Here is a 23,706-nt window from a genome sequence, read left to right as displayed (position 1 = left end):
ACGGTGCTGCCGTGATCGATTCCGACGACGTCCGCCGTATCGCGCTGTCCCTCCCGGAGACCGTGGAGAAGGAGGCATGGAGCATGCCCACCTTCCGGGTGGCCGGGAAGATGTACGTCACCGTCCCCGACGACGAGACCTCCGTCGCCGTGCGCTGCCCGCGCCACGAGCGCACCGAGCTGATCGCGGCCGAGCCGGAGAAGTTCTGGGTGCCGCCCCACGAGGCGTCATCGGCATGGGTGCGGGTCAGGCTGGCCGCCCTGGAGGACGTCGCCGAACTGCGCGACATCCTCGTCGACTCATGGCGGCAGGCGGCCCCCGAGCGGCTGCTGGAGGCTCATCCGGACCTGGTGCCGGGCGGTGCGGTGGGCCCGTAGGCGCGGCGGCCCCGGGGCCGGTTCGAAGGGACGGGGGCCGGGCGCGGTGGAGGCGTCCGGCCCCTCACCGCCGGCGGCCGGACGCCTCCACCGCGTCCCCGTGCCCGCCGGCGCCGGCGCCGCGCCGTCGCAGGACCTCCAGGGCGGTCTCGCACCACTGGAGGTTCTCGCGCTCGAAGGCGATGCCGCGCAGCAGTGTGAGGTAGGGGCCCACACGCCGGGCCTGCTCGAAGTACTCCTCCTCGGTGCGCCCGTCCAGCAGCTTGGCGCGCCCCCGCTCGTAGCGGGCCAGCTTGGCCGTCGACCACTCCAGCTGCGTCTCGACGGCGGCCCGGACGCCCTCGATGTCGCCCACGTCGGCGCTCTGGACCTTCACCAGCAGTTCGTCGCGGATGACGGTGGGCCGGGCGAGGGCGGCGGCGGTGTACTCGCGCAGTGCGGCGTATCCCGCCTCGGTCAGGGAGAACAGGCGCTTGTTGGGCCGCCGTTCCTGCTGGACGACGCGGGCGGCGACGAGCCCCTCCCGCTCCATTCGCTCGAGTTCGCGGTAGAGCTGCTGGGGGGTGGCGGTCCAGAAGTTCGCGACCGAGGAGTCGAACCCCTTGGCCAGGTCCCAGCCCGACGCCTCGCCTTCCAGCAGGGCCGCCATCACCGCGTTGCGCAGAGCCATCCCCGTATTGGAGCACGGGGGCGACCTGCCGACAAATCGACTGTTCCACATCGGCCCGGAGCCCGCGGGCGCGGTTTCGGGCGGGTGTGGACAGACTCTCCGACAGGATTTACTCTCCAACGCACCTAGTAAACTTTTTGTCTATAGAGGTGGCGGCATGAACCCCTTCCGGCGCGCCGTGGAGGCCCGCGACGAGCAGGCGCTGGCGGATCTGCTGGCCGAGGACGTCGTCTTCACCAGCCCCGTCGCGTTCAGGCCCTACGAGGGGAAGGCGATCACCGCGGCGATCCTGCGCGGTGTGATGCGGGTCTTCGAGGACTTCTCCTACACCCGTGAGATCTCCGACCCGGGCGGCCGGGACCACGCCCTCGTCTTCACCGCCACGGTCGGCGGCCGGCGGGTCGAGGGCTGCGACCTCCTGCACTTCGACGAGGACGGCAGGATCGACTACCTCACCGTCATGGTCCGTCCGCTGTCCGCCGCCCAGGCGCTCGCCGAGGCCATGGGCACGCAGTTCGAGCGGATCTCGCGCGAGGCCGCCGGCCACTGACCGCCGGCCCCCACCCGGCCCCCACCCGGCCCCCGTCCCGCAGCCTCGTCACACCGCCCCACCGCACCCCACCGCCCTGCCCTGCCCCGCCGCACCACCGCCCTCACGCGCACCGAACCGGGAGACCGACCGCATGACCGCCTACCCCCATCTGCTCCGGCCGCTGGACCTGGGCTTCACCACCCTGCCCAACCGGGTCGTCATGGGTTCGATGCACGTCGGGCTGGAGGAGGCCCCCGACGGCTTCTCCCGGATGGCCGCCTTCTACGCCGAACGCGCCCGCGGCGGCGTCGGCCTGATCGTCACCGGCGGCATAGCCCCCAACGAGGCCGGACGCCCCTACCCCGGCGGCGCCATGCTCACCACCGAGGAGGATGCCGAACGCCACCGCACCGTCACCGACGCCGTTCACGCCGAGGGCGGCCGCATCGCGATGCAGATCCTCCACTTCGGCCGCTACGCCTACCACCCCGACCTCGTCGCCCCGAGCCCGCTGAAGGCCCCGATCAGCCCCCACACCCCGCGCGAACTCACCGACGCCGAGGTGGAGCAGACGATCGAGGACTTCGCCCGCTGCGCCGCCCTCGCCCGGTCCGCGGGTTACGACGGCGTGGAGATCATGGGCTCCGAGGGATACCTCGTCAACGAGTTCATCGCCTCCGCCACCAACCGCCGCACCGACCGCTGGGGCGGCTCGTACGCCAACCGCATGCGCTTCCCCGTCGAGATCGTGCGCCGGGTCCGCGAGCGCGTCGGCGAGGACTTCATCATCGTCTACCGGCTGTCCATGCTCGACCTGGTCCCCGGCGGCTCCACCTTCCCCGAGGTCGTCGAGCTGGCCCGGGCCGTCGAGGCCGCGGGCGCCACCATCATCAACACCGGCATCGGCTGGCACGAGGCGCGCATCCCCACCATCGCCACCTCCGTGCCCCGCGGCGCGTACACCTGGGTCACCCGCAGGCTGATGGGATCCGTCTCCGTCCCCCTGGTCACCTGCAACCGCATCAACAACCCCGAGCTGGCCGAGCGGATCCTCGCCGACGGCGACGCCGACATGGTCTCCCTGGCCCGCCCCATGCTCGCCGACGCCGACTTCGTCGCCAAGGCGGCCGCCGGCACCCCCGAGGCGATCAACACCTGCATCGGCTGCAACCAGGCCTGCCTGGACCACACCTTCAGCCTCAAGATCACCTCCTGTCTGGTCAACCCCCGGGCCTGCCACGAGACCGAGCTCGTCCTGGAGCCCACCCGCGGGGTCAAGGACATCGCGGTGGTCGGCGCCGGACCGGCCGGGCTCGCCTTCGCCGTCTCCGCGGCCGAGCGCGGCCACACCGTCACCCTGTACGACGCGGCCCCCGAGGTCGGCGGGCAGCTCAACACCGCCCGCCGGGTCCCCGGCAAGCAGGAGTTCGACGAGACCCTGCGCTACTACCGCCACCGGCTCGACGCCCTCGGCGTCGAGCAGCGCCTGGGCGCCGAGGTCACCGCCGGGCAGCTCGCGGACGCCGGGCACGACGAGATCGTCCTGGCCACCGGTGTCACCCCCCGCGTCCCCGAGATCCCCGGCGTCGACCACCCCAGCGTGGTGGGCTACCTCGACGTCCTCCACGGCCGCGGGTCCGTCGGCCGGCGCGTCGCGATCCTGGGCGCGGGAGGCATCGGCTTCGACGTCGCCGCCTACCTCACCCACCCCGGGCCGGACGGCGCACCGGGCGAGCCGGAGACGACGGAGGCGTTCCTCGCCCGCTGGGGCGTCGACACCGAGTACCGCTCCCCCGGCGGCCTGACCGAGCCCGTCCGCCCCGCCGGCGCGCGCACCGTCCACCTGCTCCAGCGCAAGACGAGCAAGGTCGGCGCGGGCCTGGGCAAGACCACCGGCTGGATCCACCGCACCGAGCTCAGGCAGCGCGGCGTCACCATGCTCGCCGGCGTCACCTACGAGCGCATCGACGACGAGGGCCTGCACATCACCGTCGACGGGCACCCCCAGGTGCTGCCGGTGGACACCGTCGTGCTGTGCACCGGGCAGGAGCCCCGGCGCGACCTGTACGACGAGCTGGCCGGGCGCGGCGTCAAGGCCCACCTCATCGGCGGCGCCGACATCGCCGCCGAACTCGACGCCAAGCGCGCGATCGACCAGGGCACCCGCCTGGCCGCCACCCTGTAGAGCGCGGGCGAACGGGACCGGGCGGGGGGCCGCCGGATCGGACGGCCCCGCCCGTCCCGTCAGCCGCGCAGGGCCGCCTCCACGACGGCCGCCCACTGGGCCACGACCCGCTCACGGCGGGCGCTGTCGTCGGTCAGGAGGTTGGCCAGGCCCAGTCCGCGGGCCATGTCGAGCAGGCCCTGCACGGTCTCCCGCACTCCGGGCACGCTCTCGTCCGCGCCCAGCAGACGCACCGCCATACGGTGCGTCTCCCGGCCGATGCGCGCCTCCAGCGCGGTCACCCGGGGCGCGAGCTGGGGCTCGTTGGATGCGGCGACCCACAACTGGAGCGCGGCGCGGAAGAGTTCGCCGGTGTAGAGGCCGACGATCGCCTCGACGGCCTCCCGGACGCCGGCCGGGCGCGGCAGGTCCCGCAGGACGGCCGACCGCTCCTCGGCGACGTACTCCACCGCCGCCGTGAACAGGTCCTCACGAGTGGGGAAGTGGTGCTGGGCCGCCCCGCGGGTGACGCCCGCGTGCTCGGCCACGACCGCGACCGTGCTGCCCGCCCAGCCGCGCTCGGCCAGGCAGGCCACGGCCGACTGGAGCAGACGCCGCCGGGTGGCGCGGCTGCGGTCCTGCTTGGGCGCGTTGCCCCGTGCGGTCAGTGGTGCACCCATCGGGGGTCCCGTCGTTCGAGGAAGGCGGACATGCCCTCGCGCGCCTCGCCCGAGGCGAACAGCCGCGCGGAGAGCTCCGCCAGGCTATCGGTGTCCCGGTCGAACACCCGCAGCACCTCCGCCGTGACCAGGCGTTTGGACTCCGCCAGGCCCTGCGGCGAACCGCGCCGCAGCCCGTCCAGGACCGGCTCCAGCGCGGCGTCCACGTCCTCGGCCGCGATGGTGACCAGCCCGATGCGGGCCGCCTCGGCCGCACCGAACCGCTCGCCGGTCAGGTAGTACCGCCCGGCCGCCCGCGCGTCCAGCCGCGGCAGCAGCGGCAGGGAGATCACCGCGGGGGCCAGCCCGAGCCGCGCCTCGGTGAAGGCGAAGGTCGCGCCGGGGCCGGCCACCGCGATGTCGCAGGCGCCCAGCAGTCCGGCGCCGCCCGCCCGTACGTGCCCGGTGACGCGGGCGACGACGGGTTTGGGGAAGGCCACGACCGTGCGCAGCAGCCGTGCCAGGCCCAGGGGTGCGCCGGTCGGCCCGGCCGCCGCGCCCGCCTCGCTCAGGTCGGCGCCGGCGCAGAAGGTGGTGCCGGTGTGGGTGAGCAGCACCGCCCGGGTGTCCGGGTCGTGCCCGGCCGCCTCCAGGTGCGCGTACAGCTCGCCCACCAGCCGGGCGGATAGGGCGTTGCGGTTGTGCGGCGAGTCGAGGGTGAGCGTGGTGACGCCCCGCCCGGCCGCGCTCCGCACCAGGGGCCCGTCGTCCCTGCCGCCCCCGCCGTCCGTGCCCGCCCCGCCGTCCGTGTCCGTCATGCCGTGGCCCCCCTCTCCCTGTCCCGCTCCCGCTCCCGGGCCCGCAGTTCGCGCCGCAGGATCTTGCCGCTGGCGGCACGCGGCACGGCGTCGGTGAACTCCACCCGCCGCACCTTCTTGTAGGGGGCGACGTGTGCGGCCACGTGCGCCAGCACGTCCTCGGCGGTGAGGTCCGCGCCCTCGCGGCGCACCACGTACGCCTTGGGCACCTCCTCGCCGTCCTCGTCGCGGACGCCGATGACCGCCGCGTCGGCGATGCCGGGGTGGGCCAGCAGCACGGCCTCCAGGTCGGCCGGGGCGACCTGGTAGCCCTTGTACTTGATCAGCTCCTTGACCCGGTCGACGACGTAGAGCCAGCCGTCGTCGTCCACCCGTCCCACGTCGCCGGTGTGCAGCCAGCCGTCGGCGTCGACCATGGCCGCGGTCTCGTCCGCGCGGCCCAGATAGCCCTTCATCACCTGCGGTCCGCGGATCCAGATCTCGCCCTCCTGCCCGGTGCCCAGGTCGCGGCCGGGATCGTCCAGGGCGGTGATCCGCATCTCGGTGTTCGGCAGCAGCTTCCCCACCGTCCCCGGCGGAGGGTGCTCCTCCGCCAGCGGCACCACATGGGTGCCCGGCGACAGCTCGGTCATCCCGTACGCCTGCCGCACCGTGGACAGGCCCAGCCGCCGGGCGCACGCCCGGGCGAGGCCGGCGTCCAGCGGGGCGGCGGCGCTGACCACATGGCGTACCGAGGACAGGTCGTAGGAGTCCACCGCCGGGTGCTTGGCCAGGGCCAGCACGATGGGCGGCGCCACGTACAGACCGGTGATCCGGTGCCTGGCCACGGCGCCGAGGAACTGCTCCAGGTCGAAGCGGGGCAGGACGACGACGGTGGCGCCCTGCCGCAGGGGCGCGTTCATCAGGGCGGTCAGCCCGTAGATGTGGAAGAACGGCAGCACGGCCAGCAGCCGGTCCTCCGGGCCGCCGGGCGCGACCGGCTGGAGCTGGGCGAGGTTGGTGGCGATGCTGCGGTGGGTGAGCATCACGCCCTTGGGCGCGGCGGTGGTGCCCGACGAGTAGGGCAGGGCGGCCAGGTCCTCGCCCGGGTCGATGGCGACGTCCGGCTCGGGGTCGTCGGTGAGGAGCATGTCCTGGATCGAGCGGTGTCCGTCGGCCCGGTCGCAGACGACGATCTCCCGGATCCCGCCGGCGCGTTCGGCCGCCTGCCGGGCGGTGGCCAGCAGGGGTGAGACGGTGACGATCCAGCGGGCGCGGGAGTCGGCGAGCTGCCGGGCGAACTCCTCGGCGGTGGCCAGCGGGTGGACGGTGGTGACCGCGGCGCCGCACCGGGTGGCGGCGTAGAAGACGGCCGGGTAGGCGATGGTGTTGGGGCTGTGCAGGGCGAGCACATCGCCCTTGCGCAGGCCGGAGGCGGCGAACGCGGCGGCGATGCGGCGGCTGAAGCCGTCGAGTTGCGCGTAGGTGAGTTCGGTGCCCTCCACCCCGTCGACCAGCGCGGGGCGGTCGGCGAAGTCGCGGGCTGACGCCCCCAGGACGGCGTCGTGGACGGGCTGGTCGAGGAGCGGGACATCGGCGTACTCGCTGCGGAACACGGTGTCCTCCGGAGGAAGGGCGGAGTGGCTCAGTAGGACCTGGGCAGTCCCAGGGTCTGGTGGGAGACGAAGTTGAGGATCATCTCCCGGCTGACCGGCGCGATGCGGGCCACGCGGGAGGCGGTGACGAGGGAGCCCAGACCGTACTCGCTGGTCAGGCCGTTGCCGCCGAGGGTGTGCACGGCGCGGTCGACGGCCTTCGCGCATGCCTCCGCCGCCGCGTACTTGGCCATGTTGGCCGCCTCGCCCGCCCCCGCGTCGTCGCCGGCGTCGTACAGCAGGGCCGCCTTGCGCGTCATCAGGCGGGCCAGTTCGATCTCGACGTGCGCCTCGGCCAGCGGGTGGGCGACGGCCTGGTGGGCGCCGATCGGCTCCTTCCACACCTGCCGGGTGCGGGCGTAGTCCACCGCCCTGCCGACGGCGAAGCGGCCCATGCCGAGGGCGAACGCGGCGGTCATGATCCGCTCGGGGTTGAGGCCGGCGAAGAGCTGGAGCAGTCCGGCGTCCTCGTCACCGACGAGCGCGTCCGCGGGCAGCCGTACGTCGTCCAGCACCAGTTCGAACTGCTTCTCGGGGGCGGACAGTTCCATCTCGATCATGCTGCGGGAGAAGCCGGGGGCATCCCGGGGGACGATGAACAGGCAGGGCTTGAGGCGTCCGGTGCGGGCGTCCTCGGTACGGCCCACGATCAGGGTGGCGTCGGCGATGTCCACGCCGGAGACGAAGACCTTGCGGCCGTTCAGGACCCAGTCCCCGCCGTCGCGGCGGGCGGTGGTGGTGATGCGGTGGGAGTTGGAGCCGGCGTCCGGCTCGGTGATGCCGAACGCCATCTTCCGGCTGCCGTCGGCCAGTCCGGGCAGCCAGGCGCGCTTCTGCTCCTCGGTGCCGAAGCGGGCGATGACGGTGCCGGTGATGGCGGGGGTGACGATGAGCATGAGCAGCGGGCAGCCCACCGCGCCCAGTTCCTCCAGCACGATCGACAGCTCGGTGATGCCGCCGCCCCCTCCCCCGTACTCCTCGGGGAGGCTGACGCCGAGGTAGCCGAGCTTTCCCACCTCACGCCACAGTTCGTCGGTCTGCTCGCCCGCCCGGCGCACCCGCTCGAAGTACTCGCGGCCGTAGCGCCCGCCGAGTGCGGCGACGGCCGCGCGCAGCGCCCGCTGCTCGCCGGTCTCCAGCAGTGCCGTTCCCGTGTGCCCGGCGCACTGTTCGGTGGTCATGCCCCTGCCCCTTCGTCGGTTGCCGGACTCGCCGGCGGTTCCGCGCCGCCGGTGCGGCCCTGCTCCTCGGAGGCGACGACCGCGAGGACGGCGCCGACCTCCACGCGCTGTCCGGCGGTCACCCGCAGCTCCCGCAGCACCCCGTCGGCCGGCGCCGTGACGCGGTGCTCCATCTTCATCGCCTCCAGCCACAGCAGCGGCTGTCCCGCCGTCACCGCGTCGCCCGCGGCGAGGCGGTCGGCGAGGCGCACGACCGTGCCGGGCATCCGCGCCAGCAGCGAGCCGGGCTCGGTGCGGTCGCGTGGATCGGGGAAGCGCGGCAGCACCGTGAAGGCGTACGCGCCCAGCGGCGAGTCCACGAAGACCCTCGCCCGCTCCTCCCCGCCGCCCGGCCCGTCCGGACCGTCCGGGTACGCCGCGACGTCGAAGCGGTGGCGTACGCCGTCGACCTCCAGCTCGACGCGGTCGGCGGCGACCCGCAGGGCGCGTACGCCCGACAGGTCCTCGGCGAGCGGCGGGCCGCCGCGCGCGGGCCGGTAGCGCACCTCCAGCTCCGCCCCGCCGGGTTCGGCCCGGTAGCACTTGGTCTGCGGGCCGGAGGGGAGGTTGCGCCAGCCGCCGAGCCGCCCGGAGACGGTCCGCGCGGCCGTGCGGCGCGCCTCGGCGTCCGCCAGTGCCGCCGCGAACGCCGCTGCGCGCAGGCGCCGTTCGCCGTCCGGGGGCTCCTGGCACAGGTGCGTCAGATGCCGGTCGTAGAAGCCGGTGTCCAGGCGTCCGGAGGCGAAGTCGGGGTGCCGCAGCGAGCGCACCAGCAGGTCGCGGTTGGTGGCCGGGCCGTGGATGTGGGCCCGCTCCAGCGCGTGGGCCAGCTTCCGCACGGCTTCGGCGCGGGTGGGCGCCCAGGCGATGACCTTGGCCAGCATCGGGTCGTAGTGGACGGTGACCTCGTCACCGCCGGCCACCCCCGCGTCCAGCCGCACCCCGGGGCCGCCGGGCACCTCCAGACGGTGCACCCGCCCGGTCTGCGGGCGCCACTGCCGGGCCGGGTCCTCCGCGTAGAGGCGGGCCTCGACGGCGTGGCCCTGCGGCTCGGGCGGCTGCGCGGCGGGCAGCGGGGCGCCCTCGGCGATCCGCAGTTGCAGCGCGACGAGGTCGAGGCCGTACACGCACTCGGTGACGGGGTGCTCGACCTGGAGGCGGGTGTTCATCTCCAGGAAGTACGCCCGCCCGTCCGGTGCGAGGAGGAACTCCACCGTGCCCGCGCCCCGGTAGCCGACCGCGCGCGCCGCGCGCTCGGCCGCACCGTGCAGTCCGGCGCGCTGCTCCCCGGTCAGGTGCGGTGCGGGGGCCTCCTCGATCACCTTCTGGTGGCGGCGCTGGAGCGAGCAGTCGCGGGTGCCCAGGGCCCACACCGTGCCGTGGCCGTCCGCCAGGACCTGCACCTCCACATGGCGTCCGCGCTCGACGTAGGGCTCGGTGAAGACCTCCCCGTCGCCGAAGGCGGCCGCCGCCTCCGCCGACGCGGCACGTACCTCGTCCTCCAGCGCGGCCAGTTCGCGCACGATCCGCATGCCGCGCCCGCCGCCGCCCGCCGCGGCCTTGACCAGCAGCGGCAGGTCCTCCTCGCGTGCCTCGCCGGGCCGCACCGGCGCCAGCAGGGGTACCCCGGCCCTGTCCATCAGCTCCTTGGCGCGGGTCTTGGACGCCATGGCCTCGATCGCCTCGGGAGGCGGGCCGATCCAGACCAGGCCCGCCTCCAGTACCGCCCGGGCGAAGCCGGCGTTCTCCGAGAGGAAGCCGTAGCCGGGGTGGACGGCGTCCGCGCCCGCCGCCAGTGCGGCCGCCACGATCAAGTCGCCGCGCAGGTAGGTGTCGGCGGGTGCGTCGCCGGGCAGCGACACGGCCGCGTCGGCCTCCCGCGCGTGGGGGGCGTCCGCGTCCGCGTCGGAGTGGACGGCGACGGTGGCGACGCCCAGCTCCCGGCAGGTGCGGAAGACACGCCGGGCGATCTCGCCGCGGCCCGCGACCAGGACGGAGCCGATGGTCCGTCCCGCGTCCGCTTCTGTCGACATGTCCACTCCTCACATCCGGAAGACGCCGAAGCCGCCGCGCGCGCCCGCCACCGGTGCGCTGTGCACGGCCGACAGGCACATGCCGAGCACGGTGCGGGTGTCGCGCGGGTCGATGACGCCGTCGTCGTAGAGCCGCCCGGACAGGAACACCGGCAGCGACTCGGCCTCGATCTGCTGCTCGACCATGGCGCGCAGCGCCGCGTCGCCCTCCTCGTCGTAGGGCCTGCCCCTGGCCGCCGCGGACTCGCGCATCACGATGGAGAGCACTCCGGCGAGCTGCCGCGGGCCCATGACCGCGGACTTGGCGCTGGGCCAGGCGAACAGGAAGCGCGGGTCGTAGGCCCGGCCGCACATGCCGTAGTGGCCGGCGCCGTAGCTCGCGCCCATCAGCACCGACAGATGCGGCACCTTGGAGTTGGAGACCGCGTTGATCATCATCGCGCCGTGCTTGATGATGCCGCCCTGCTCGTACTCGGTGCCGACCATGTAGCCGGTGGTGTTGTGGAGGAACAGCAGCGGGATGTCGCGCTGGTTGGCGAGCTGGATGAACTGGGCGGCCTTCTGGGCCTCCTGGCTGAACAGCACACCGCGGGCGTTGGCCAGGATGCCGACGGGGTAGCCGTGCAGGGTCGCCCAGCCGGTGGTCAGACTGGTGCCGTAGAGCGGCTTGAACTCGTCGAAGTCGGAGTCGTCGACGATCCGGGCGATCACCTCGCGCGGGTCGAAGGGGATCTTGAGGTCGCCGGGCACGACGCCCAGCAGCTCGTCCTCGTCGTGGCGCGGCGGGCGTACGGCCGCCGGGTCGGGGGCGGGGTGGGCCTTGGACCGGTTGAGGCGGGCGACGACGCGGCGGGCCTGGCGCAGCGCGTCGGGCTCGTCCACCGCGAAGTGGTCGGCAAGGCCGGAGACGCGGGCGTGCATGTCGGCGCCGCCCAGTTCCTCGTCGTCGGCCTCCTCGCCGGTGGCCATCCTCACCAGCGGCGGTCCGCCGAGGAACACCTTGGCGCCCCGGTCCACCATGATCACGTGGTCGGACATGCCGGGGACGTAGGCGCCGCCCGCGGTGGAGTTGCCGAAGACGACCGCGATCGTGGGGATGCCGGCCTCGCTGAGCCGGGTGAGGTCGCGGAAGAGCGCGCCGCCGGGGATGAAGATCTCCTTCTGGCTGGGCAGGTCCGCCCCGCCGGACTCCACCAGGCTGACGAGCGGCAGCCGGTTGGCCCGGGCGATCTCGTTGGCCCGCAGCGCCTTCTTCAGCGTCCAGGGGTTGCTGGCTCCGCCGCGCACGGTCGGGTCGTTGGCGGTGATCAGGCATTCGACGCCCTCGACCACTCCGATGCCGGTGACCAGCGAGGCGCCGACGGTGTGGTCGCTGCCCCAGGCCGCCAGCGGGGACAGTTCCAGGAAGGGGGTGTCGGGGTCGAGCAGCAGCTCGATCCGCTCGCGGGCCAGGAGTCTGCCGCGCCCGCGGTGGCGGGCGACGTACTTCTCGCCGCCGCCGGCCAGGGCCTTGGCGTGCTCGGCCTCCAGTGCGTCCAGTTTCGCGAGCATCGCCTCGCGGTTGGCGGCGTACTCCGGCGCCGTGGTGTCCAGCGCCGAGCGCAGCACGGTCACAGCAGCTCCTCGGGTATGTCGATGCGGCGGGAGCGCAGCCACTCCCCCAGCGCCTTGCCCTGCGGGTCGAAGCGGGCCTGGGAGGCCACGCCCTCGCCGAGGATGCGGCCGATGACGAAGTTCAGGGCGCGCAGGCCGGGCAGCACATGCCTGGTGACGGGCAACTCGGCGGTTTCCGGAAGCAGTTCGCGCATCCGGTCGGCGGTGAGGGTGTGCGCCAGCCAGCGCCACGTCCGCTCGTCGCGCGCCCACACGCCGATGTTGGCGCTGCCGCCCTTGTCCCCGCTGCGCGCCCCGGCCACGGCGCCCAGCGGCGCCCGCCGGGTGGCGTCCAGGCTCTCCTGCGGCAGCGGCTCGGGCAGCGGTGGCTCGGCCACCGGTTCCAGGGGCCGGGTGGCGCGGGGCGGCGGCAGTGGCATCCGCCGCCCGTCCGGCAGTACGGCCGTGTGCGGCACCTCGGCCGCGTCCAGGTACGCCGTCTCGAAGACGCCGTACGGCGCCCCCTTGCCCGGCGGGGCGGTGACGTGGAAGCCGGGGTAGCTGCCGAGCGCCAGCTCGACGGCGGCGCCGCTGACGGCCCGCCCCACCCGGTCGGCGTCCGCGTCCCGCACCACGAGGCGGAGCAGGGCGCTCGCCTCCTCCTGTACGGGCGCGTCCGCGCGGTCGGTGCGGGCCAGGGTCCAGCGGACCTCCGCCGGGCGGCCGCCGGGCGCGGCGTCCAGCCGGTCCTCCATCTGCTCGCGCACCAGCGCCGCCTTGGCCTCGACGTCCAGGCCGGTGAGGACGAAGACCACCTCGTTGCGGAAGCCGCCCAGGCGGGTCAGGCCCACCTTGAGCGCGGGCGGCGGCGGCTCGCCGCGCACGCCCTCGATCCGCACCCGGTCCTCGCCGTCGGCCCGCAGCCGTACGGTGTCCAGCCGCGCCGTCACGTCGGGCCCGGCGTAGCGCGCGCCGGCCGTCTCGTACAGCAGCTGGGCGGTGACGGTGCCGACGGTCACGGCACCGCCGGTGCCCGGGTGTTTGGTGATCACCGAGCTGCCGTCGCGGTGCAGTTCGGCCAGCGGGAAGCCGGGGCGGCGCACGTCGATCCCCTCGGAGGCGAAGAAGGCGTAGTTGCCGCCGGTGGCCTGGGTGCCGCACTCCAGCACGTGCCCGGCGACCACGGCGCCGGCCAGCGCGTCGCGGTCGGCGGGGTCGCCGGCGTCCCAGCCGAAGCGGGCGGCGGCGGCTCCGGTGACCAGCGCGGCGTCGGTGACCCGGCCGGTCACCACCACGTCGGCGCCCGCCTCCAGGCAGGCGGTGATGCCGGTCCCGCCGAGGTAGGCGTTGGCGGTGAGGACGTCCTCGCCCCAGCCGCCTCGGGCGGTCACGTCGTCGCCCTCGACATGGGCCACCCTGGCCGGCAGGCCGAGCCCGGCGGCCAACTCCCTGACCGCCCGGGCCAGTCCGGCCGGGTTGAGTCCGCCCGCGTTGACCACCAGCGGCACACCGCGTTCGACGGCGAGGCCGAGGGTGTCCTCCAGTTGCCGCAGGAAGGTCCTGGCGTAGCCGAGGCCGGGGTCCCTCATCCGGTCCCGGCCCAGGATCAGCATGGTCAGCTCGGCCAGGTAGTCGCCGGTCAGGACGTCCAGCTCACCGCCGGTGAGCATCTCGCGCACCGCGTCGAAGCGGTCGCCGTAGAAGCCGGAGGCGTTCCCGATCCGCAGCACCCCGCCGCCGGGGGCGGGGGTCACCGCGCACCTCCGTCTCCGTGGCTGCGCGCCCTCGGCGTCCGCCCGGCGCCGGGCGGGCCCGCGAAGGCCTGGGCGACGGAGAGCCAGCGTTCGGCGGCGGCGCCGGTGGCGCGCAGGGCGGTGTCGTCGCGGTGGACGCGCTGGGTGACGAGCAGGCAGAAGTCCAGCGCGGGCCCGCCGACGCGCTGCGGCGCGTCCTCGGGGCCGTACGTCCACAGCTCGCCGGGAGCGCCGCCGGCCGCCGGGGGCGGGACGAGTTCGACGCGGAACGGCTCGGTGGGCGGCTCCAGTCCGTTCACCAGGTGGGCGAAGTCCCGGGTCCGCACGCCGAGTCGGGCGACATGGCGCAGACGGGCGGTCGGCTCGCGCCGCACGCCGAGGGTCCCGGCGATGTCCTCGCCGTGCGCCCATGTCTCCATCAGTCGGGCCGTGGCCATGCCGGCGGGGCTCATCGGCGGTCCGTACCAGGGGATGCGGTGCCTGCCCGGCCGTGCGGACAGCTCCTGGAGCGCACCGGCGAGCATTCGCCGCCCGGCGCGCCACAGTGCCAGCAGCGCGCCGGGCGGCAGCGCGGCGCCGCGGCGGGCTCCGTCGTCGACGTAGGTGCCCACGGCGGCGGGGTCCGCGAACGCCGCCTCCGCCTCCCGCCGGAACGCCTCGGGCTCGCGGGCGGCGAGAAGGGCGCGCTCGTCGGTCCAGGCGAGGTGGGCGATCTGGTGGGCGACGGTCCAGCCGGGCGCCGCGGTGGCGGCCGTCCACCGCCCGCCGGTCTCCTCCGCCAGGGGCGCGACGAGCGCGTCCAGTTCCTCGCCCTCGCGCCGCAGGTCCTCCAGCACCTCGTCCGCAGCCGTGCCCGGCATGCCGCCCTCCCTCGCCCCGGCCGTGTGGGCCCCCGTCCGGCGAGCGTGACAGGGGCGACGGAAACAATCAAGCACGCATGCATGATTTTCTGCGGCCGGCACCGGACGAGGCGGGCGATGAGGCGGGGAACAGATCACCCGGCACCGGGGTTGCGCAGGGAGCCGCCCCGGCCCCGGCCGGGCGGCAGGGGGCGGCCGCCGGTCGCCCCGACCGACGGACACGGAAGGGCGAACGATGAAGATCGGCATCATCGGCGCGGGCAACATCGGCGGCAATCTGACCAGGCGGCTGACGGCGCTCGGCCACGACGTGTCGGTGGCGAACTCGCGCGGGCCGCACACCCTCACCGCGCTGGCCGAGGAGACCGGGGCCACCCCCGTCGCCGCCTCCGAGGCGGCGCGCGGCGCGGAGGTCGTGGTGGTCACCGTTCCGCTGAAGGCCGTGCCCGACCTGCCCTCCGGGCTGCTCGACGGAGCCGCCCCCGGGGTGGCCGTCATCGACACGGGCAACTACTACCCGCGGCAGCGCGACGGCCGGATCGACGCCATCGAGGACGAGGGGCTGACCGAGAGTCGCTGGACCGAGCGGCAGATCGGCCACCCGGTGGTCAAGGCGTTCAACGGCACCTACGCCCAGGACATCGTCGACAGGCCGCGTCCCGCGGGCGACCCGGAGCGCATGGCCCTGCCGGTGGCCGGGGACGACGAGGACGCCAAGCGCCGAGTGCGGGACCTCATCGAGGAGATGGGCTTCGGCACCGTCGACGCGGGCGGCATCGACGACTCCTGGCGCCAGCAGCCCGGAACGCCCGTGTACGGGCTGCGGGCCGGCGCCGAGGAGGTCGCCGCCGCGCTGGCCGAGGCGTCCCCGGAGCGGCCGGCCGACTTCCGCGCCTGACGCCGGGCCGGGCGTCCGGCGCAGGACGCGTCCTGCGCCGGACGCCCTCAGCCCTCCCCCTCGCCCTCCCCGGGGGCGGGGGTGTTGGAGGCAGGGCCGCTGGAGGCCGCGCGCCCGTCGGCCGTCCCGCTTCCCCCCTCCTTCGCACCGGCCGCCTTCCTTCCCGGCTTCCGTCTCCCGGGTTTCTCCGGCTTTCCCGGCTCCTCGCGCTGCGGGCCGTTCGCCGCCATGCCCGCCGCCGTCGGCATGAAGTCGCTGAGCAGTTCGTGGGTCTCGCGCACCAGAGGCCTCAGCAGCCGGAACCGGGTGAGGGATATCGCGCGGGCGACGATCGGCGCCACGCGCTCGGCCAGGCGGCGGCTGTTCGCCGAGCCCTCGGAGCGGTCGTAGACCCAGAACAGGACCAGGCCCATCTGCTGGAGCCACAGCAACCGGGGCAACTGCTCGGCGAGTTCGGGGTCGTAGGCGGTGTCCGCCCCCGCCAGGACCCTGCGGTGGACCTCGATCGCCGCCTCTCGCGGCCCCTCGGACTCGGCGGAGAAGGGGCTGAGCGGACTGTCGGGATCGGCGGCGTTCTTGAAGAACTGGGCCGCGAACTCGTGGTAGGGCTCGGCGATGTCCAGCCAGGCGAGGAGGACCCCGCGGATGCGCGCCGCGAGGTCCCTCTCGCCGTCCAGGACGGCCTCGGCGGCCGCCTGGTGCTGCTCGGCGATCCGGTCGTAGAAGCCCTGGATCAGGTGCTCCTTGCTCCCGAAGTAGTAGTACGCGTTGCCGACGGAGACCCCGGCCTCCTGGGCGATGGCGCGCATCGTCGTGCGGTCGTAGCCGCGCTCGCGGAACAGGCGGAGGGCGGTCTCCAGGATGAGGGCCCGCGTCTGTTCGCTCCTGGGCCGTCTGGCCGGTCCGGATGCCTTCTCCGGTCCGCCCCGCTTCCCGGCTCCGGGGGCCGCGGGAGGCTCGCAGGAGCCGGCCGCGGCGTCCTCGCGTACGGATTTCGGTGCTGCTTCCACACGGGTGAGCCTAATCGGGCGCCGGGCAGCTCCCCCCGCAGGCCGGGGGGAGGGAGGAGGGCGGGGCCTGGCCGGTGAAGGTCCAGCCCGTGCCCGGGGCGTAACTCCAGCCGTCGTCCGTGCGGTAGGCCTGCCCGCCCCAGTCGCCGCTCCCGTGCGGCCTGCGCGCCGCCCGCCGGTACTTCGCCGCGGCGAGCACCGCCGCGCGCGCCAGCGGCGCGCCCGCCGGGGTGCTGAGCCGGTGGGCCGTGGGCCGGTACTCGGCCAGGGCCCACAGGCACACGATCCAGGCGGCCGGTCCCCGGTAGACCTGCCCACCGTCCCCCACGACCGTGATCTCCTCCAGGGTCCGGCCGTGGTCGAGTCCGGGCAGTCTGCGCCGCGCCTCCGGCGAGCCGGCGGGCACCGGGTCGAGGGGGACGAGCTGGCGCTGCCGCGCCAGCCAGTCGCGGATGTGCCGGCACAGCGGGCAGTCCGCGTCGTAGAGCACCGTCAGCCGGCGGACCGGGACGCGCACGGCGTCCCGGTCTCCGGCGGCCGTCCCCGGCACGCCCGTCACGCCCCGGCGGCCGGAGCGGTCCAGCCCTGCGGGGGCACCGGAGGCGTCTGCTCGCGCTCCATCGCGCTCCGCCGCCGGATCCGGTTGAGGACGTAGACGTTCCCCAGGTGCAGCACACCGAGGACCAGCAGCACCACGCCCAGCTGCTTCGACAGCGCCTCGAACACCCCCCTGGTGTCGTCCACCGGGGCCCCGACCCTCAGGTACAGGGCGACGAAGCCGAGGTTGACGAGGTAGAACCCGACCACCAGCAGGTGGTTCACGGCGTCCGCGAGCTTCTCGTTCCCGCGCAGGACGTCCTCGAGGAAGATCTGCCCGTTCCTGCTGAGCGTGCGCGCCACCCAGACCGTCAGAGCGATGCTGACGGCCAGGTAGACGACGTACGTGACCACAGTGAGGTCCATGCCCCCACCCCTTCGTGAAGCGCTCTTTGAACGTGTTCAAAAAGCTGTTGCACCGGACTGTAGACCTGTTTTTGAACACGTTCAAGTCGCTTGCGCGGCAAGGGGGATGGGGCCGGAGGCGCCCGGCCGGCGGACGGCGCGCACCGGTCGGCCCCGAGCGCCTGACGCACCGGGAGGGGCGGGTGCGTCATCGTGAACGGCGGCACCTCCGCACGGCTGCGCACCGGCGCGGCGCGGACGGCGCCCCACTCCGGACCCACCGAAGGAGAAGACCCCGTGAAGAGGATCGCCGCCCGGATCTGGCACCGCATCGGCGGCCGGCTGCAGTGGCGCCTGCTGTGGCTCGCCAACCCGAAGTTCATGGTGGGCGTCACCGGCGTCGTGCGCGACGCGGACGGCAGCGTGCTCCTCCTCAGACACCGCATGTGGCGCGAGGCCCGCCCCTGGGGCCTGCCGACGGGGTACGCGAAGAAGGGTGAGACCTTCCAGGAGACGGTCGTCCGCGAGGTGCGCGAGGAGACCGGGCTCGAGGTGCGCGTCGGCGAACTCGTCCGCCTCACCAGCGGATACCGGCTGCGGGCGGAGGTCGCCTACGAGGCCCGGCTCACCGGCGGCACCCTTCGGGTCGCCCCCCTCGAGATCCTGGAGGCGAGGTGGTTCGCGCCCGGCGACCTGCCCGAGGGACTGCAGGAGTCGCACCGGCCTCTGATCGAGCGCGAGGCCGGCCCTGGCCGGAACGCGTAGCCGGAGTGCGGGGCCGGAGTGCGGGGCCGGAGTGCGGGGCCGCCCGCGGCGGTACACGATGGGAGACGTGACCGACGAGACGCCGCCGCAGCCCCCGATCATCGTCTGGGGCGTGACACACGGGGACCGGCCGTTCCGCACCGTCCAGGTCAGAGGGGAGCCGGTGGGCCTCGCCCATGACCTGACCGACGTGGTCCGGCTGGCGTACGACGCGGGTCTGAGTCCGGTGGACCTGGACGACCCGGCCACCGTGCGCTGGGTGGGCGGCGACAAGTACACCTGGGCCTGAGCCGCCGCCCCGCTGCCGGATTCCCGGATTCCGGCACCGCCTCACACGTCGTGCCCCCGGGCGGCCAGCCACCGGTGGACCGCGGCCTTGTCGGCCACGCTGACGTGTGCGGGTCCCCGCCTGGAAGGCCCCTCGTCCTCGTTGAACCCGGTGTCGGTGACCCGGGCCGTCACCCAGTCCGCCAGTTCCCTGGCGGCGTCGGGGGACAGCCGGCCCTGCTCCCACTCCTGCCGGGCCCGCTCGGCCGCTTCCGCGTCATGGCGGGCCGCCTCCTCCAGCCAGACCGGTACCAGACGCCGGACGGCCCGTTCGTCCGCCGGGCCTGCGGGGGGTGTGCTCGGTGAATCGCTCATGGCTCGACGTGTGACCGGCCGGGCCGGATGCCATGCCGGATTCCCCCGCCCATGCCCCGGCAGGGTCAGCGGAGAACCGGCACGGAGGCTGCGGGGAGGCGGCGGGGGTCAGCGGGGAAGGGTCTCGGCGCCGCCGCCCGGGCTCGTCTGCGGCGCCCGCCACCGCACGGTCCGCGCCACCGCCTCCCTCCGGCCGGCGAAGCGGTCCAGCAGCCACACGGTGCCGTTCAGACCCCAGGTGAGCAGGGCCAGGGCGGCTATGGGCGCGACCACCAGGCCGAGGATGAGAACGATGGTTTCCGTCACGGTGCCTCCTGAAACAACCGAACCGGGCTGTCATCGACCGGTGCCCCGTACGGAGAAGAACACTCCTGCCGGCTCGCGGCCCCCTCGACCGGGCCTCGCGGCCCGGGCACGGCCCGCCTTCCGCCCCGCGGCCCGCCGCCGGGCCCGTGGTGCCCGCCCGCAGCCGGACGGCCTTGTGCCCGGCCCCTCACACGAGGGGCCGGGCACAAGGCCGGTGAGGTGTCATCCGGGTTGGTCGCTGTCCTTCAGCGAGCCCCAGCCGTGCCAGCGGTCGATCTCGATCCAGGCGCTGACGCGGCGGCGGTCCCGCCGCGGATACGGCTCGCCGAGGTAGTGGCGGGCCAGCCGGTCGATGTCGGCGAGCTCCGGATCGTCTCGGATCTCGGCGACGCGGCCGATGAGGCTGACGTGGGTGTACCAGTTGCCCTCGTCGAGCACGGTGAGGGTGACACGGGGGTCGTTGCGCACGTGCTGGAGCCGTTTGCGGGCCTCGTCCATGTTCACCAGCACCCGGCCGCCGTCCCACAGGTACCAGGTGGCGGTGGACACCGGCTGGCCGTCCGGCCGCAGGGTCGTGATGACGGCCGGATTGGCCTTCTCCAGCATGGTCACGGCCGCTTCGGGAAGCGGTGGCTTCGACATGGGTGGCACTCCTCGGCACGTCGCTGTACGTCGCTGTACGCCGTCCGACCGGCATGGTCCCGCCCAGCATCACACACCGCCGGCGCCGATCGCGGGATCATCCGCGGGTGCGGGCGGCGGCGTCGCGCCGCCGCCCGCGCGAGGCCTCAGGCGTGTGCGGTGCGCGTGCGGACCCGGCGCAGCACGGCGCTGAACACCCAGGCGTTGACCACGGCGGCCAGTGAGACCAGGCCCAGCAGGAGCGCCGCCCCGACGGGACCGTCGGGCAGCGGCACGGCGAGGGCGAGCAGACTGGTCGGGGCGGTGGCCGCCACGGGCCACACCCCCGCCATCGAGGCGTCCTCGTGCGGGAGGACCGCCGCGTCCAGCACGACCCACAGCACCAGTGCCGCGCACACCGCCAGGTAGATCCGGGCGGGCCAGTTGTCCGCGACGCCTCCGACGCGCAGCGGAAGCCTCCCCTTGCCGCTCCCGTTCCCGCCCCTGTCCCCGTTGCCCCGCGTACCGTCGTGCACGGCCATCTCGCTCACCCGTCTCTTTCTTCCCGTTCGTCGTTCGCTGCCCGTCGTGCCGCGCGTTCCACGGGGGTTCGCGGCGCTCGCCGGCCGGACGTGCGGCACACACCGTCCCTCCCGGGGGGCGGGATCCGGTGGACCGTGCCGGCCTGTGATTCCAGGATCGCGCGGGGGAACCCGCGAACTCCTCGGCCACCGGCAGGAACCTCTCCTCTACCTCTGGGTAGAGGGGTCTCGTACCGGCGGTCGGCCGGACGCCGCGGGCACCGCGGGGGCCTTCGCCCGGCCGAGGACGGGTCGGCGGGGACGGACCGGCGGGGCGCGCCTACCGCGTGGAGGTGGTGCGGGGCCTGATCAGCCCGGTGTCGTAGGCCAGGATGGTCGCCTGGACCCGGTCGCGCAGCCCCAGCTTGCCGAACAGAGCGTTCACATGGGTCTTGACCGTCCCCGTGGAGACTCCCAGGCGCTCGCCGATCTCGGCGTTGGTCAGTCCCGAGGCGACCAGGAGCAGCACCTCCCGCTCGCGGGGCGTGAGCCGCTCCAGCGCCCCGCCGGCCTCGGGGCGGACCGGCCCGCCCTGCGCGAAGGCGGCGATGAGGCGGCCGGTCACGGCCGGCGCCAGGATGCCGTCGCCGGAGGCGACGACGCGGACGGCGGCCAGGAAGTCGTCGGCCCGGGCGTCCTTGAGCAGGAATCCGGAGGCCCCGGCGCACAGGGCCTCGAAGACGTAGGAGTCCAGGTCGAAGGTGGTGAGCACCAGGACACGGGCCCGGGCCGGGCCGCCGGCGATCAGCCGGGTGGCCGTCAGTCCGTCCATGCCGGGCATCCGGATGTCCATCAGCACCACGTCGGGGTCGAGCTCCGCCGTCAGTTCCACGGCCGTGGCGCCGTCGCCGGCCTCGCCGACCACCGACAGATCCGGTTCGGCGTCGACGATCGCGGCGAAACCCGCGCGGACGACGGCCTGGTCGTCGACGACCAGCACACGAACGGCGATGGGTTCACCCCCTGCCCCGGGCCGGTGGACGCTCCGGCCGACTGGGCGCCATCGTCCCACGCGCACGGGCCCGCCCGCTCCCGTCCGCCCCGCTCCGCCCCGGTGGGCGGGATAGTCTGGACGGCGCTCCTCCGCCGTCGGCGCGCCGCCGGCGGGGACCGGGGACGGGCACGGGGACGGATCGGGGGCAGGGTGGACGGCGTACGGCACCGGCGGCGTGTGCGGCGCGTCGCCTCGGCGGTGGCCGGGACGTGGACGGCCCGCGCCTATCTCGCGCTGTGCGGCTCCCTGCTGGTGTGGGTGCTGGCGGACGCCTTCCTCGTGAGCCACGAGGACGCCTCCATGGCGGGGGTCGTCCCCCTGCTGGCCACCGCTCCGCTGAGCATGCTGTTCCTGCTCGCGCCCGGGGAGGGGATCCTCACCTATCTGTCGGTCGTCGTCGTGAGCGCCCTGGCGAACGCCGCCCTGATCAACTGGTGCGTACGCACGCTGGGGCGGGGCGGGCGGAGCACCGGCGACGCCGGGTGAGCTGACGTCCCGCCTGCCCGCGGCGCCTCGCTCAGGGACCCACCGCCGTCCGCGGCGGCGCGGAGGCGTCTTCCCGCGCCGGTGTCCTCGCGGCCGGCGCCCGGGCGGGCCGGCCGCCGGGTTCGTGGAGGGTGGCGAGCAGCTCGCGCATGGCGGCCAGCGCCGCCCGCGCCTCGGCCGCCACGTCCTCCAGCCGTCCCTCCTCTGCGCTGCGCACCACCCGGCCCGCCCGTTCCAGGACGGTTCCGCGCAGCCCTTCGGCGACGTGCTGCCGCTGGGCGCGCACCGCCTCCGCCGCCTGCCGTACGGCCTCCTGGACCGCCGCCCGCTCACGGGCGGCGGTACGGGCGCCGCGGGCGCGCGCGGCGGCGCCCGCCCGCCACACCGCCGCGAAGACCAGCACCAGGGCGGCGGTGAGCGGCACGGTGACCGGAAGATGCGCCGCCGGCCCGGTGAACCGGTCCGGCAGCAGCCCGGCGGCGACGGCGCTCGCGCCCACCGCGGCGCCCAGGAGCAGTCCCGCCGCGGGGGCGGCCCACCGGGCTCCGCGGCCGTACCGGCCGTGGACCGCCACGGAGTACACCGCGGCGATCTCCACCCCCGCGCCCACCCACAGCAGCGGCAGCACCTCCGGGGGCAGGGCCCCGGACAGGGCCGCCGCCGGCCACAGCCACGCGGTGGCCAGGGCCGCCGTCAGCGCCGCCAGGGGGGCGCGTCGCCGCCACAGCAGCGGCAGTGCGTGGACCGCCGTCAGCAGCAGGTACAGCGCGTCGGCCGCCGGCCCGTGGGGCGCGGAGCCGACCGTCCTGGTCGTCAGCGCGGGGATCAGCGGGTTGAGGACGGCGAACAGGGCGAGGAGCACCTGGGCCACCCGCCGCCGGCTCGGCCGGGGTACGCGCGCGGGCCGGCGGAGCCCGCGCCCGCCCGCCGGAGACGCCGCGGGCGCGAGGCCTTCGGCGGGCAGTTCCGCCCGTACCCGCCAGCCTCCGCCGGGGCGGTGTCCCGCGGTCAGACGCCCGCCGGCCGCTGCCGCGCGCTCCCGCATCCCGGCAAGGCCGCGCCCCGCCCCCAGACCGCGCACGGCGCCGGACGCGTGCGGCGCCGTGCCGGCCGGCGGGGCGTCGTTGTCGACGGTCACCTCCAGCAGGCCGCCGCGGTGTCCGACGGCGACCCGTACGGCCGCGCCGGGGGCGTGGCGCAGCGTGTTCGTCAGTGCCTCCCGCACGATCCCGAAGACGGCCTCGCCCACCCGCCCCGGCAGGTCCGTCCGGAGGTCGGTCTCCACGGGGCCGCCCAACCCGCCCACTCCGGTGGCGAGTTCGGCGATGCGGCCGTTCCAGGTGCGGGGCTCCCCCTCCGCCTCGGTGCGCATCACCGCCACCAGTTCGCGCAGTGTGGACACGGTCTCGCGGCCGTCGCGCGCCGCGGCCTCCAGCGCCTCGGCGGCCAGTTCGGGCCTGGAGCCGCCGAGCCTGCGCGCGGCCTCGGCCGTGACCACGACCGAGGTCAGGTGGTGGGCGCCGACGTCGTGGAGTTCGCGGGCCAGCCGGTGGCGCTCCTCGTCGGCGGCCCTGCTCCGCTCCTCCTCGGCCCTGGCCAGCCGTGCGGCGGCGGCGTGCCGGGCGGCCAGCCGGCGGCGCCTGCCCAGACCGGTGCCGATGCCGACCACGTGCGGCAGGGCGGCGAGGACGAGGCCGGCGGCGGCGCCCCGGCTCCCGCCGTACAGCACGGTGCCCCACAGCAGCTGCCAGCACAGGTGGGCCGCGCCCGCGATCACGACGGTGGCCGCCTCGCACCGCACCGCCACCGCGTGCAGGGCGAGGGCCACCCCGGCGGCGCCGAACACGTCCAGCGCGCCGGGGAACGAGGCGGCCGGCCCGAGGACCGCCACGGCGGTGACGCCTGCCAGCGCGCCCACCGGCGCCTGCCGCCGCAGGCCGAGGACGGCGGCGGCCAGGCACACCGCCAGCAGACCGGCGCCCACCGCCACCGGTCCCGGGGCGGCGCCGCCGGAGCGCAGTGCGTCGAGGGGCCACCACGCGACCTGCGCGGCGGCGAGGGCGGCGGGCGGCAGCCAGGACCGTGGTAGCTCCATGTTCCGGGGACCATAGCGGCGCGTCCGGCCCGCGGACAGGCCGACGGACAGG

The 23,706-nt window shown here is 75.1% G+C and carries 25 protein-coding genes; 7 read left to right on the top strand and 18 right to left on the bottom strand.

Going from position 1 to position 23,706, the window contains the following annotated elements; translation table 11 throughout:
• Nucleotides 1-11 precede the first annotated feature (11 nt).
• Nucleotides 12-377: an MmcQ/YjbR family DNA-binding protein gene (locus BMY40_RS15585; protein ID WP_093659847.1), complete on the top strand. Its 366-nt coding sequence runs from the start codon at nucleotides 12-14 to the stop codon at nucleotides 375-377.
• Between the two features lie 64 nt (nucleotides 378-441).
• Here the strand turns inward: BMY40_RS15585 and BMY40_RS15580 are convergent, their stop codons facing one another.
• A complete protein-coding gene (locus BMY40_RS15580; protein ID WP_093659845.1) occupies nucleotides 442-1,047 on the bottom strand; it encodes a PadR family transcriptional regulator in 606 nt (201 codons plus the stop codon).
• A gap of 157 nt (nucleotides 1,048-1,204) precedes the next feature.
• On the opposite strand from BMY40_RS15580, the gene BMY40_RS15575 reads away from it, so the two are divergent.
• Complete coding sequence (locus BMY40_RS15575) at nucleotides 1,205-1,597, top strand: nuclear transport factor 2 family protein (protein WP_093659843.1); 393 nt, start codon at nucleotides 1,205-1,207, stop codon at nucleotides 1,595-1,597.
• Between the two features lie 133 nt (nucleotides 1,598-1,730).
• Entirely contained in the window at nucleotides 1,731-3,764 is a 2,034-nt protein-coding gene (locus tag BMY40_RS15570; RefSeq protein ID WP_093659841.1) for an oxidoreductase, read from the top strand.
• Between the two features lie 59 nt (nucleotides 3,765-3,823).
• Here the strand turns inward: BMY40_RS15570 and BMY40_RS15565 are convergent, their stop codons facing one another.
• From BMY40_RS15565 to BMY40_RS15530, 8 genes are read right to left on the bottom strand one after another with little or no spacing between them, the layout of a single operon-like run.
• Complete coding sequence (locus BMY40_RS15565) at nucleotides 3,824-4,423, bottom strand: TetR/AcrR family transcriptional regulator (RefSeq protein ID WP_093659839.1); 600 nt, start codon at nucleotides 4,421-4,423, stop codon at nucleotides 3,824-3,826.
• Nucleotides 4,408-5,220, bottom strand: coding sequence for an enoyl-CoA hydratase family protein (locus BMY40_RS15560; RefSeq protein WP_093659837.1), 813 nt, complete (start codon nucleotides 5,218-5,220; stop codon nucleotides 4,408-4,410). Before BMY40_RS15560 ends, BMY40_RS15565 begins: the two co-directional genes overlap by 16 nt.
• Nucleotides 5,217-6,815 (bottom strand): 4-coumarate--CoA ligase family protein, encoded by a 1,599-nt coding sequence (locus BMY40_RS15555; protein ID WP_093659835.1) that lies wholly within the window; start codon nucleotides 6,813-6,815, stop codon nucleotides 5,217-5,219. The genes BMY40_RS15560 and BMY40_RS15555 overlap by 4 nt, the downstream gene beginning before the upstream one ends.
• Before the next feature lie 29 nt (nucleotides 6,816-6,844).
• Entirely contained in the window at nucleotides 6,845-8,035 is a 1,191-nt protein-coding gene (locus BMY40_RS15550) for an acyl-CoA dehydrogenase family protein (RefSeq protein ID WP_093659833.1), read from the bottom strand.
• Nucleotides 8,032-10,107: an ATP-binding protein gene (locus BMY40_RS15545; RefSeq protein WP_093659831.1), complete on the bottom strand. Its 2,076-nt coding sequence runs from the start codon at nucleotides 10,105-10,107 to the stop codon at nucleotides 8,032-8,034. Before BMY40_RS15545 ends, BMY40_RS15550 begins: the two co-directional genes overlap by 4 nt.
• A 9-nt stretch (nucleotides 10,108-10,116) precedes the next feature.
• Entirely contained in the window at nucleotides 10,117-11,721 is a 1,605-nt protein-coding gene (locus tag BMY40_RS15540; RefSeq protein WP_093659829.1) for an acyl-CoA carboxylase subunit beta, read from the bottom strand.
• Nucleotides 11,718-13,454: an acyclic terpene utilization AtuA family protein gene (locus BMY40_RS15535; RefSeq protein ID WP_177214021.1), complete on the bottom strand. Its 1,737-nt coding sequence runs from the start codon at nucleotides 13,452-13,454 to the stop codon at nucleotides 11,718-11,720. The genes BMY40_RS15540 and BMY40_RS15535 overlap by 4 nt, the downstream gene beginning before the upstream one ends.
• Nucleotides 13,451-14,314: a TIGR03084 family metal-binding protein gene (locus BMY40_RS15530; RefSeq protein WP_093659827.1), complete on the bottom strand. Its 864-nt coding sequence runs from the start codon at nucleotides 14,312-14,314 to the stop codon at nucleotides 13,451-13,453. The genes BMY40_RS15535 and BMY40_RS15530 overlap by 4 nt, the downstream gene beginning before the upstream one ends.
• A gap of 133 nt (nucleotides 14,315-14,447) precedes the next feature.
• Here BMY40_RS15530 and BMY40_RS15525 point away from each other — a divergent pair, with 133 nt between their 5' ends.
• Nucleotides 14,448-15,212, top strand: a complete 765-nt coding sequence (locus tag BMY40_RS15525; RefSeq protein ID WP_281250784.1) for an NADPH-dependent F420 reductase — start codon at nucleotides 14,448-14,450, stop codon at nucleotides 15,210-15,212.
• Nucleotides 15,213-15,259: 47 nt separating this feature from the next.
• Here BMY40_RS15525 and BMY40_RS15520 read toward each other — a convergent pair whose 3' ends face one another.
• From BMY40_RS15520 to BMY40_RS15510, 3 genes are all read right to left on the bottom strand, one after another.
• Complete coding sequence (locus tag BMY40_RS15520) at nucleotides 15,260-16,075, bottom strand: TetR family transcriptional regulator (RefSeq protein ID WP_245770122.1); 816 nt, start codon at nucleotides 16,073-16,075, stop codon at nucleotides 15,260-15,262.
• A 157-nt stretch (nucleotides 16,076-16,232) separates the two neighbouring features.
• Nucleotides 16,233-16,739 carry a thiol-disulfide oxidoreductase DCC family protein gene (locus BMY40_RS15515; RefSeq protein WP_245770113.1) on the bottom strand — a complete coding sequence of 169 codons (507 nt, stop codon included), beginning with the start codon at nucleotides 16,737-16,739 and terminating at the stop codon, nucleotides 16,233-16,235.
• Between the two features lie 38 nt (nucleotides 16,740-16,777).
• Nucleotides 16,778-17,185 (bottom strand): hypothetical protein, encoded by a 408-nt coding sequence (locus BMY40_RS15510; RefSeq protein ID WP_093659819.1) that lies wholly within the window; start codon nucleotides 17,183-17,185, stop codon nucleotides 16,778-16,780.
• A 276-nt stretch (nucleotides 17,186-17,461) separates the two neighbouring features.
• Here BMY40_RS15510 and BMY40_RS15505 point away from each other — a divergent pair, with 276 nt between their 5' ends.
• Together BMY40_RS15505 and BMY40_RS15500 are read left to right on the top strand one after the other, a co-directional pair.
• On the top strand, nucleotides 17,462-17,929 hold the full coding sequence (locus BMY40_RS15505; RefSeq protein ID WP_093659962.1) for an NUDIX domain-containing protein: 468 nt from the start codon (nucleotides 17,462-17,464) through the stop codon (nucleotides 17,927-17,929).
• A gap of 58 nt (nucleotides 17,930-17,987) precedes the next feature.
• On the top strand, nucleotides 17,988-18,218 hold the full coding sequence (locus BMY40_RS15500) for a hypothetical protein (protein ID WP_093659817.1): 231 nt from the start codon (nucleotides 17,988-17,990) through the stop codon (nucleotides 18,216-18,218).
• A gap of 41 nt (nucleotides 18,219-18,259) precedes the next feature.
• Here BMY40_RS15500 and BMY40_RS15495 read toward each other — a convergent pair whose 3' ends face one another.
• The 5 genes from BMY40_RS15495 to BMY40_RS15475 all read right to left on the bottom strand — a co-directional run bounded on the left by BMY40_RS15495 (nucleotide 18,260) and on the right by BMY40_RS15475 (nucleotide 21,031).
• Entirely contained in the window at nucleotides 18,260-18,571 is a 312-nt protein-coding gene (locus BMY40_RS15495; RefSeq protein WP_093659815.1) for a hypothetical protein, read from the bottom strand.
• A gap of 108 nt (nucleotides 18,572-18,679) precedes the next feature.
• The gene (locus BMY40_RS15490) at nucleotides 18,680-18,877 is read right to left on the bottom strand and encodes a hypothetical protein (protein ID WP_093659813.1); all 198 of its coding nucleotides are present in this window, start codon (nucleotides 18,875-18,877) and stop codon (nucleotides 18,680-18,682) included.
• A 222-nt stretch (nucleotides 18,878-19,099) separates the two neighbouring features.
• Nucleotides 19,100-19,519 carry a PPOX class F420-dependent oxidoreductase gene (locus BMY40_RS15485; protein WP_093659811.1) on the bottom strand — a complete coding sequence of 140 codons (420 nt, stop codon included), beginning with the start codon at nucleotides 19,517-19,519 and terminating at the stop codon, nucleotides 19,100-19,102.
• 146 nt (nucleotides 19,520-19,665) lie between these two features.
• Nucleotides 19,666-20,040 carry an SCO4225 family membrane protein gene (locus BMY40_RS15480; RefSeq protein WP_245770121.1) on the bottom strand — a complete coding sequence of 125 codons (375 nt, stop codon included), beginning with the start codon at nucleotides 20,038-20,040 and terminating at the stop codon, nucleotides 19,666-19,668.
• Between the two features lie 319 nt (nucleotides 20,041-20,359).
• Nucleotides 20,360-21,031: a response regulator gene (locus tag BMY40_RS15475; protein WP_093659958.1), complete on the bottom strand. Its 672-nt coding sequence runs from the start codon at nucleotides 21,029-21,031 to the stop codon at nucleotides 20,360-20,362.
• Between the two features lie 192 nt (nucleotides 21,032-21,223).
• Between BMY40_RS15475 and BMY40_RS15470 the strand changes: the two genes are divergently transcribed.
• Nucleotides 21,224-21,559: an SCO4225 family membrane protein gene (locus tag BMY40_RS15470; protein ID WP_245770112.1), complete on the top strand. Its 336-nt coding sequence runs from the start codon at nucleotides 21,224-21,226 to the stop codon at nucleotides 21,557-21,559.
• A gap of 31 nt (nucleotides 21,560-21,590) precedes the next feature.
• Here BMY40_RS15470 and BMY40_RS15465 read toward each other — a convergent pair whose 3' ends face one another.
• A complete protein-coding gene (locus BMY40_RS15465) occupies nucleotides 21,591-23,654 on the bottom strand; it encodes a sensor histidine kinase (RefSeq protein ID WP_093659809.1) in 2,064 nt (687 codons plus the stop codon).
• Between the last annotated feature and the right edge of the window lie 52 nt (nucleotides 23,655-23,706).

Source organism: Streptomyces radiopugnans (assembly GCF_900110735.1).
Classification (GTDB): Bacteria; Actinomycetota; Actinomycetes; order Streptomycetales; family Streptomycetaceae; genus Streptomyces; species Streptomyces radiopugnans.
Note: the sequence above shows the minus strand (reverse complement) of the source record. Positions and strands in the feature narration are given on the sequence as shown.

Excerpts from the sequence above, each read along its gene's own strand:
- BMY40_RS15565 (WP_093659839.1), bottom strand. The coding sequence starts at position 4,423 with ATGGGTGCACCACTGACCGCACGGGGCAACGCGCCCAAGCAGGACCGC.
- BMY40_RS15495 (WP_093659815.1), bottom strand. The coding sequence starts at position 18,571 with ATGAGCGATTCACCGAGCACACCCCCCGCAGGCCCGGCGGACGAACGG.
- BMY40_RS15545 (WP_093659831.1), bottom strand. The coding sequence starts at position 10,107 with ATGTCGACAGAAGCGGACGCGGGACGGACCATCGGCTCCGTCCTGGTC.
- BMY40_RS15550 (WP_093659833.1), bottom strand. The coding sequence starts at position 8,035 with ATGACCACCGAACAGTGCGCCGGGCACACGGGAACGGCACTGCTGGAG.
- BMY40_RS15580 (WP_093659845.1), bottom strand. The coding sequence starts at position 1,047 with ATGGCTCTGCGCAACGCGGTGATGGCGGCCCTGCTGGAAGGCGAGGCG.
- BMY40_RS15560 (WP_093659837.1), bottom strand. The coding sequence starts at position 5,220 with ATGACGGACACGGACGGCGGGGCGGGCACGGACGGCGGGGGCGGCAGG.
- BMY40_RS15510 (WP_093659819.1), bottom strand. The coding sequence starts at position 17,185 with ATGGACCTCACTGTGGTCACGTACGTCGTCTACCTGGCCGTCAGCATC.
- BMY40_RS15570 (WP_093659841.1), top strand. The coding sequence starts at position 1,731 with ATGACCGCCTACCCCCATCTGCTCCGGCCGCTGGACCTGGGCTTCACC.
- BMY40_RS15480 (WP_245770121.1), bottom strand. The coding sequence starts at position 20,040 with ATGGCCGTGCACGACGGTACGCGGGGCAACGGGGACAGGGGCGGGAAC.
- BMY40_RS15530 (WP_093659827.1), bottom strand. The coding sequence starts at position 14,314 with ATGCCGGGCACGGCTGCGGACGAGGTGCTGGAGGACCTGCGGCGCGAG.
- BMY40_RS15575 (WP_093659843.1), top strand. The coding sequence starts at position 1,205 with ATGAACCCCTTCCGGCGCGCCGTGGAGGCCCGCGACGAGCAGGCGCTG.
- BMY40_RS15500 (WP_093659817.1), top strand. The coding sequence starts at position 17,988 with ATGGGAGACGTGACCGACGAGACGCCGCCGCAGCCCCCGATCATCGTC.
- BMY40_RS15485 (WP_093659811.1), bottom strand. The coding sequence starts at position 19,519 with ATGTCGAAGCCACCGCTTCCCGAAGCGGCCGTGACCATGCTGGAGAAG.
- BMY40_RS15465 (WP_093659809.1), bottom strand. The coding sequence starts at position 23,654 with ATGGAGCTACCACGGTCCTGGCTGCCGCCCGCCGCCCTCGCCGCCGCG.